Annotated in this window: 7 protein-coding genes and 1 pseudogene; 3 read left to right on the top strand and 5 right to left on the bottom strand. The window is 70.1% G+C overall.

Annotation, left to right across the window (positions count from 1 at the left end; all coding sequences use genetic code 11):
* A pseudogene (locus G6027_RS00650) lies at positions 1-489 on the bottom strand (helicase SNF2); the annotation flags it as partial.
* A 92-nt stretch (positions 490-581) separates the two neighbouring features.
* Between G6027_RS00650 and G6027_RS00645 the strand changes: the two are divergent.
* The 3 genes from G6027_RS00645 to G6027_RS00635 all read left to right on the top strand — a co-directional run bounded on the left by G6027_RS00645 (position 582) and on the right by G6027_RS00635 (position 2623).
* Positions 582-929, top strand: a complete 348-nt coding sequence (locus G6027_RS00645; protein WP_182634478.1) for a metalloregulator ArsR/SmtB family transcription factor — start codon at positions 582-584, stop codon at positions 927-929.
* A 64-nt stretch (positions 930-993) separates the two neighbouring features.
* Complete coding sequence (locus G6027_RS00640; protein ID WP_182634476.1) at positions 994-1977, top strand: SRPBCC family protein; 984 nt, start codon at positions 994-996, stop codon at positions 1975-1977.
* 58 nt (positions 1978-2035) lie between these two features.
* Complete coding sequence (locus G6027_RS00635) at positions 2036-2623, top strand: dihydrofolate reductase family protein (RefSeq protein ID WP_182634474.1); 588 nt, start codon at positions 2036-2038, stop codon at positions 2621-2623.
* 24 nt (positions 2624-2647) lie between these two features.
* On the opposite strand, the gene G6027_RS00630 is transcribed toward G6027_RS00635, so the two are convergent.
* The 4 genes from G6027_RS00630 to G6027_RS00615 all read right to left on the bottom strand — a co-directional run.
* On the bottom strand, positions 2648-3331 hold the full coding sequence (locus tag G6027_RS00630) for a TetR/AcrR family transcriptional regulator (RefSeq protein WP_182634473.1): 684 nt from the start codon (positions 3329-3331) through the stop codon (positions 2648-2650).
* Positions 3332-3366: 35 nt separating this feature from the next.
* A complete protein-coding gene (locus tag G6027_RS00625; protein ID WP_182634471.1) occupies positions 3367-4419 on the bottom strand; it encodes a PDR/VanB family oxidoreductase in 1053 nt (350 codons plus the stop codon).
* Between the two features lies 1 nt (position 4420).
* A complete protein-coding gene (locus G6027_RS00620) occupies positions 4421-5314 on the bottom strand; it encodes a metal-dependent hydrolase (protein WP_182634469.1) in 894 nt (297 codons plus the stop codon).
* Positions 5315-5353: 39 nt separating this feature from the next.
* Positions 5354-6106 (bottom strand): SDR family NAD(P)-dependent oxidoreductase (locus G6027_RS00615; protein WP_182634467.1); only part of this gene is annotated, 753 nt, incomplete at its 5' end.

The following is a 6106-nucleotide window of genomic DNA, read 5'->3' as shown; positions in this document are numbered from 1 at the left end:
GCCCAACCCGGGCCGCAACCCGCCGGCCCAGCCGTCGTCCACGGTCTCGTCCGCCACCACCGACAGCTGCAGTCCGTAGACCTCGGACTCCCGCGGCGGGGCCTGCTGCGCCGCCCCGTACATCATCTCCTCGACCCGCTGCCGCCACTCGGGTACCGGCTCGGTGCCACCGTCCGCCCCGCCGTCCGGATCCGCGCCGGCGAACAGCATGAGCGCCGCGGCGTGCTTACACCGCATCGCCACCGGGCACGTGCACGTACTGAGCTTCGGCCGCGACCAGCCGCCCTGATCGGGATGCCCGAAGGCGACCTCGGTCCGGTACCGGCGGCCACCGCTGCCCGCGACCAGCGCCGACAGCGTCCGCGAACCAGGGCTGTAGCTCACGTCGCCGATGGCGTCCGGGTTCACGTACGGCCGCGAACGGGCCAGCGCCGCGGTCCCGACGAACCGCTCGACCTCGGACTCGGGGACCCTCACGCTCGACCGCACGCACCCAGGGTAGGGGCGACCCACGACATCGCGGCGGGCGACTTCGGCCACGCCATTGACCTGGTCCCCACAGCGGCCTAACATGAAACCAAATGGTTTCATATCACGCACACAAGGTGGATCTCAGTGACGACGACGTCGATCGGTTGTTCCGGGCGCTGGCGGACGCCACCCGCCGGGACATCGTCCGTCGCACGCTCACCGACGAGTGCTCCATCTCCGACCTCGCCCACCACTACGACATGTCGTTCGCGGCGGTCCGCAAGCACGTCAACGTCCTCGAGGAGGCCGGACTGGTGACCGACGACCGCCGCGGACGCGAACGCCGGATCCGGGGCAACCCCGAGGCGATCCGCAGGGCCCAGACCCTGTTGGACGGCTTCGAGCGCCTCTGGCGGGGACGCATCGACAGGCTCGACGCCCTGCTCGCCGACGACTGACCACCAGAGCAACCCAAGAACACCACCGAATCCAGGAACACCACCGAAGGAGAAGGGGCCGATCATGCCAGTGACATCCGTAGACAAGGACCTCGAGGAGTTGACGATGACCATCGTCGCCGACTTTCCCGTGACGGTCCGCCGACTCTGGGACGCGTACGTGGACCCGCGCCAGCTCGAGAAGTTCTGGGGTCCGCCGGAGTGGCCGGCGACCTTCACTCGTCACGACATCTACCCCGGTGGCCGGTCCGAGTACTACATGACCGGGCCGGACGGCACCCGCAGCGGCGGCTACTGGGAGCACCTGTCCGTGATCGAGGGCAGCTCGTTCGAGATCCTCGACGGTTTCACCGACGAGGACGGCCGCCCCAACGCCGAGATGCCGACGATGCGCGCGGTGTTCTCCTTCGAGGAGACCGATTCGGGTGCCCGCCTGACCACCACGACGTACTTCACCAGCCTCGAGGAGCTCGAGCGGCTGCTCAGCATGGGCATGGAGGAGGGCACCCGGTCCGCGATGGCCCAGATCGACGACGTCCTGGCCGACCTGCGTTCCTTCGCCGCCGATCGCGCGACCGCCGCGCAGCTCCTGAGCGACACGCAGGTGCGCTTCACCCGGATCCTGCGCGGCACCCCCCAGCAGGTCTGGGACGCCCATCACGAGCCGGAACTGCTGAACCGGTGGTTCCACGGCCCCGACGGCTGGGCCCTGGTCGGCTGCCAGGTCGCCTCTGCGCCCGGCGAGACCACCCGCTTCGAGTGGGCCCCCGACGACGGCGTCGAGGGCGAGGCGTTCGCGCTCGTCGGCGAGCTCATCGAGACCGACCCTCCGCACCGTGAGGTCTTCACCGAGACGATGGAGGGGGCCGATGCGCCACCGACGCGCAACGAGCAGACCCTCACGGCCGTCGGGGACGGGACCCTGATGACGCTCGTCATCACCTACGACAGCGCCGAACTCCGCGACATGATCCTCGGCACCGGCATGGTCGACGGGATGGAGGCCGGCTACCGGCGGCTCGAGTCGGAGGTTCTGGCCCACGCCTGAACCGTCACCGGGCGCCACCCCCACACCGCGCCGACAGCGCACGCCGAAAGGACCGAGAATGCGCACACTCATCATCACCGCCTTCATGTCGCTCGACGGGGTCATGGAGGCTCCCGGCGGCGAGGAGGGCTACCGCAACGCCGGCTGGACCTACCGGGACATCCCCTTCGACGAGGCCGCGTACGAGATCAAGGGACGTGAGCAGGACGAGGCCACCGCCCTCCTGCTCGGTCGCCGCAGCTACGAGGCGTTCTCTCCGGTCTGGCCGGAGATGACCGAGGAGTTCGCCGGGTACAACGACCTACCGAAGTACGTGGTGTCCACCACCCTGACCACCGACGACCTCGTGGACAACTGGGGACCGACGACCATCCTGCGGTCGGCCGAGGACGTGGCTCGGCTCAAGGAGACCGACGGTGGCCCGATCATCGTGCACGGCAGCGCGACGCTCGGCCACTCCCTGTCCGAGGCGGGCCTGGTCGACCGGTACCACCTACTGGTCTTCCCACTCCTGCTCGGCGCGGGGAAGCGGCTCTTCGGCACGGCCGACGTCGACGCCATCCCGCTGGCCCTCACCGAGCACGAGGCCTACGGCAACGGAGTACAGAAGATGGTCTTCGACGTCGCCCGAAAGGGGGGAGACTGACGATCGGGGGTGTCCGCCGACTCGTCAGCCGAGGATCCGGGCGAGCGCGAGCATGCCCTCGTCCTCGGTCGGCAGGGTGACATGGATGAGAGCTCTGAGGGTGGCCGTCAGCCGTGTCGCCAGTTCCTCGATCGTCTCGTGCTCCTCGCCGCCGTCGAGCCAGGCGAGCGTCTGCACCTCGATGCACGTCAACCACGAGCGGACGGTCAGCCTCGCCAGACGGGTCGGTTCCCCGAGACCGACTCGTCGGTAGATCTCCTGTTCCGCCTGCAGGAAGACCATCGACACCACCGAGTCGTCCGTACCCGGCAGGCGCGAGTTCCGCAGCAACGCCCTCGCGGGCAGTCTCACCTCCTGGCAGGTGTGGAGGAAGTCGTGGAGCACCCGGAGAAGTTCGGCGTCCTGATCGTCGGTGGCCTCGAGCCGGAGACGGTCGACGAAGTCCTGGGCGACGAGGTCCACCACCGACTGGAACACCTCGTCCACCGAGGAGTAGTGGCGGTAGAACAGCGCCCGTGACACGCCCGCCCGGCTCACGATGTCCGCGACGGTGACCTTCTCCGAGATGGTCGCGGCGAACAAGGCGGACGCCGCCGACGTGATCTGGCGCATCCGATCCCGGGGCGGGAGTCGCCGACGCTGACCGTGGGACCCGTCGGTTCCCCGGCCGGACCTCACCGACCCCGCATCGTCCCTGTCCGCGCTCACGCGCCCCACCCTAGTGGGGTACGGCCGACCGACCATTACAGGTCCACGGTGAGGCCGACACCCTCCGCGCGATCCGTGCACAGCAGCATCTCCTGCGCTCCCGGCCGACCAGGCCCGCCCGCGCGCCCTCGTCGCTCGACGGCGCCGTCGCACACCCGCACCCGGCAGGTGCCGCAGAACCCCTGCCGGCAGGAGTACGCGGTGTCGGGAGCGGTGTCCAGGATGACGTCGAGCGCGCTCCGGTCGGCCGGGACGTCAAGCGTCCGTCCCGTGCGGGCGAGGGTCAACTCGAACTCCCGCCCGGAGGTCACGGGTGGCGGGGCGAACCGCTCGTAGTGCAACGGTGCACGGACCCGACGGCGCCCCGTACGGACCAGGTCGAGGACCGGGGTGGGTCCGCAGCAGTAGACGGCGGTGCCGTCGTCCGCCCAGCCGAGGAACTCCTCGGCCGTCGGGCGCCGGTCACGCTCGTCGTCGACCAGCAGGGTGAGCCGGTCCCCTGCGAGCTCGGTCACCTCATCGAGAAAGGGCATCGAGGAGCGGGAGCGTCCGGCGTAGACGAGGTGCCAGTCCACCCCACGCGCGGCACTCTCCCGCGCCATGGCCACTATCGGCGTGATGCCGATCCCGCCGGCGACGAGCAGCACCCGCTGCTCTCCACAGAAGGGGAACGCCGTCCGCGGTCCCTGCGTGCGCAGGACGTCCCCCACGCGCACACGCTCATGGATCTCCGTGGAGGCGTCGCCGATACGCCGGACCGCCACCATCAGCCTGTCCGGGTCGGTGCCGCACAGTGAGTACTGGCGGCGCAGCCCGGACGGAAGCGTCAGGTCGAGGTGGGACCCCGGTGTCCAGGACGGTGTCGGCTCTCCGTCCCCGGGCTCGAGAACCAGCCCGACAACGTCCTCCGCGAGATCCGGCTTCCCGACGACCCGCATCGGGCGTACCCGGTCGACGGGTCGGACCCGGTCGACCGACCACCCCTCGGACAGGCCGGGGGCGAACGCCACCGATGCGATCGCGCCGAGCAACCGGTATCCGAGAATGCCCTGCCGGTGCCCCTTGAGCTCCCCCGGGATGGTCGCCATGTCAGTGTCCTGCCCGTGCCGCCGGCGAGGTGGCCAGGTAGCGGATCGCGGGTTCGACCGATCCCTGGGCGCTCGGATGGTACTTCCGACGCAGGTAGGGCACGATCTCGCGCACCAGCACGGCGGGGCTCGGCAGGAGGCCGCGGCGCGCCGCCGAGGTCCAGTCCTGCCAGCGCGCCTTGCGGTCGACCTCCGGGTCGACGGCCATGAGGAACCGGACGCCCCGGACCCACAACCAGAACAGCGCGGGGGTGACGAGGAGATAGGTGCGCACTCTACGGATGTAAGAATCGTCCAGATGGGTGAGCAGGTCAAAGCACACCGCCCGGTGTTCCACCTCCTCCGCACCGTGCCAGCGGAGCAGGTCGAGCATCGTGGGGTCGGCCCCCGCCCGGTCGAGCGCCGGGGAGTCGAGCACCCAGTCACCGAGGACGGCAGTGTAGTGCTCGATGGCGGCGATGAGCGCGACCCGCTCCACCAGCCAGTTCTCGGCGCGCCGCCCGCGGAGGTCGCGGCCTCCGAGCAGGATCCGGAACGCCCAGTCGACCTGTCTGGTGTAGTCGGTGACGTCGACACCGGCGGCGGTGAAGTGCTCGAGCACGCCACCGTGGGCCTGCGAGTGCATGGCCTCCTGTCCGATGAACCCCAGGACGTCCTCGCGGACCCGGTCGTCCCTGATCATCGGCAGGGCCTCCCGGAGCACCTGCACGAACCAGTCCTCGCCGGCGGGCAGCAGCAGGTGCATGACGTTGAAGGTGTGGGTGGTGACCGGGTCGCCCGGTATCCAGTGCCACGGCAGATCCGACCAGTCGAACTCGACCTCGCGGGCCACGAGCACCAGCTGCTCCTCGTCCCGAGGAGGACGCCCGCGCTCCGTGCCGGTGTTGATCGTCATGGGATTCCTTCCGGTTCCGTGCGGTGGAGGTGGTCGGGTTCAGCCCGGCGTGAGGTCGGCGCGCGCGAGAGCGCGCAGCAACCCCGGTGCCAGGCCGTGCAAGCGCATCCCGATCCGGGACTCGGCGGTCACCGGGACGACAGCGCTGTTCCTGTCGGCGGCACGCACGATCGCCCGTGCGACCTTCTCCGGGCCATAGTTGCGCCGGGCGTACTGCCCGGACGCCGCGCGCCGCGTCCTCTCCTCGGACTCCTCGTCCATCCCGACGTAGTGGGTGGATCGGCTGATGCCGGTGTTGACGAAGCCGGGACAGACCACGGTGACGCCGATCCCGTAGCGCGCCAGGTCGCCCCGCAGCGACTCACTGAGGGCCAGCACGGCCGCCTTGGTGGTGCCATAGGCGGGCAGGATGCGGGAGGGCAGGAACGCCGCCGCCGAGGACAGGTTGACGAGCTGGCCGCCGGTGCCGTGGTCGCGCATCATCTCGCCGAAGACCCGGCAGCCGTGGATGACCCCCCACAGGTTGACGTCGATGACCGCCTGCCAGTCCTGACGGGTGGTCTCGAGGAAGCCACCGCCCATCCCGATACCGGCGTTGTTGATCACGACGTCCGGGACGCCGTACCGCTGCCTCAGGTCGTCCGCGAACTCCTGCCACGCGTCGGCGTCGGTCACGTCCAACCGGTACGGCACTCCCGTTCCGCCGACGAGACCGACCTGGCGGGCCGTGCGCTCGGCGCCGTCGACGTCGCGGTCGGCGATGACCACGGTGGCCCCGCGCGAGCCGTACTC

It is taken from the genome of Dietzia sp. SLG310A2-38A2, assembly GCF_014145095.1.
In the GTDB taxonomy this organism is placed as follows: domain Bacteria; phylum Actinomycetota; class Actinomycetes; order Mycobacteriales; family Mycobacteriaceae; genus Dietzia.
The sequence above is the reverse complement of the archived record's forward strand: the minus strand, read 5'-3'. Positions and strand labels throughout refer to the sequence as shown.

Bases quoted from the DNA above. Each gene is read 5' to 3' on its own strand.
- G6027_RS00625 (WP_182634471.1), bottom strand. From the start codon at position 4,419: ATGGCGACCATCCCGGGGGAGCTCAAGGGGCACCGGCAGGGCATTCTC.
- G6027_RS00620 (WP_182634469.1), bottom strand. From the start codon at position 5,314: ATGACGATCAACACCGGCACGGAGCGCGGGCGTCCTCCTCGGGACGAG.
- G6027_RS00645 (WP_182634478.1), top strand. From the start codon at position 582: ATGGTTTCATATCACGCACACAAGGTGGATCTCAGTGACGACGACGTC.
- G6027_RS00640 (WP_182634476.1), top strand. From the start codon at position 994: ATGCCAGTGACATCCGTAGACAAGGACCTCGAGGAGTTGACGATGACC.
- G6027_RS00635 (WP_182634474.1), top strand. From the start codon at position 2,036: ATGCGCACACTCATCATCACCGCCTTCATGTCGCTCGACGGGGTCATG.